At 64.0% G+C, this 993-nt stretch carries 1 protein-coding gene and 1 pseudogene; both read right to left on the bottom strand.

Features of this window, described 5'->3' with window-relative positions; all coding sequences use genetic code 11:
• On the bottom strand, positions 1–737 hold a 737-nt coding region (gene pstS, locus LI94_RS21280; protein ID WP_046302491.1), incomplete at its 3' end, for a phosphate ABC transporter substrate-binding protein PstS.
• A gap of 57 nt (positions 738–794) precedes the next feature.
• Positions 795–993: pseudogene (pstB, locus tag LI94_RS21275) on the bottom strand (phosphate ABC transporter ATP-binding protein); the annotation flags it as partial.

Below are 993 nucleotides of genomic sequence, written 5' to 3'. Positions count from 1 at the left end.
GACCACTCGTTGTAGGTGATCGCCCCCTCGGTGGTGCGCAGCATCGCCGAGGTGCCGTCGTTGCCGGCGGCTCCGACCCCGGTACCTCCGTTGAAGGTCTTGCCCACGCCGCGGCCCCAGGAGCCGTCGGAGGCGACGTCGAGGTACTTCTGGAAGTTGTCGGTGGTTCCGGAGTCGTCGCTGCGGTACACCACGTGGATGGGCTCGGCAGGCAATGCCGCGTCCTTGTTGAGAGCTTTCACCGCGGGGTCATCCCACTTGGTGATGGTGCCGTTGAAGATCTTGGCCAACGTGGGCCCATCGAGGTCGAGTTCATTGACGCCGCCGATGTTGTAGGTCACGGCAATCGGACCGAAGACCGTAGGCAGGTGCCAAGGCGTTGAGCCGCACCGCGCGGCCACCCGCTGCGGCTCACCGTTCGACGGATCGAGAGGAGAGTCGGAACCGGCTAATTCCGTTTGCCCACTGGAGAATTCGGCGATGCCGGTGCCAGAGCCGTTGGCCCGGTAGTTCAGGGTGTAGTCGGGGCAAGCCCGGATGTAGGCGTAGACGAACTGTTCGATGGCGTGCGCCTGGGCCGTCGACCCGCTCGCGGTCAGCCTCTGCTTGCCGCCGCACTGCACCGCTGACGAGCCCGCGCCCGAGACCGACGACGATCCGCCACCACCGCAAGCCACGACCGTCAGCAGTACGGCCGCCAGTAGGCTCGAGACGATACCGAATCGGTTGATCCTCAACGGCGCTCCTTCGGCAGTCGGCGTGGCAACCACACGGTAGCCGAATCCGGTAATAAGTCAGCCAAAGCGACCCGAGATGTAGTCCTCGGTTTCCTTAAGTCTCGGATTAGAGAAGATCTTCTCGGTGCCGTCGATCTCGACCAACCGGCCGGGCTTCCCGACGGCCTCCAGGTTGAAGAACGCCGTCTGATCACTCACCCGCGCCGCCTGCTGCATGTTGTGGGTGACGATGACGATGGTGTAGTCCTGCTTGAGC

This window comes from Mycobacterium sp. UM_Kg27, from assembly GCF_000972905.1.
Taxonomy (GTDB): domain Bacteria; phylum Actinomycetota; class Actinomycetes; order Mycobacteriales; family Mycobacteriaceae; genus Mycobacterium.
Note: the sequence above shows the minus strand (reverse complement) of the source record. Positions and strands in the feature narration are given on the sequence as shown.